The sequence below is a fragment of the Photobacterium sp. DNB22_13_2 genome, from assembly GCF_052873915.1.
Genome location: NZ_JBNNXU010000146.1, coordinates 1 through 270, shown reverse-complemented (window position 1 = coordinate 270; position 270 = coordinate 1). Strand labels below are relative to the sequence as shown.

Genomic DNA, 270 nt, shown 5'->3' with positions numbered 1-270 from the left:
GGCGATGCCAGCGTGCGCGCCGTGGCGCTGGCCCCGGGCGTGATCGACACCGACATGCAACGCACCATCCGTGGCGCCGACTTTGCCGGCGTGCAGCGCTTCCGCGATCTGCATGCACATGGCGAGCTGGTCTCACCGCAAGACGCCGCCACGCGCATCGCCGCCTACCTCGTCCGCCCCGACTTTGGCGCGACCGAGCTGGACGACCTGCGCAATTACGCCTAATCCGCGCCTGACAAGACTCTCCTCTCATCACCACCATGACCGAAC

1 protein-coding gene is annotated in these 270 nt (G+C 67.4%); it reads left to right on the top strand.

What is annotated here, in order from left to right:
- Positions 1–225: hypothetical protein (locus ACVA58_RS28150; RefSeq protein WP_446513531.1), on the top strand; the 225-nt coding region annotated here is incomplete at its 5' end.
- Positions 226–270: the final 45 nt, after the last annotated feature.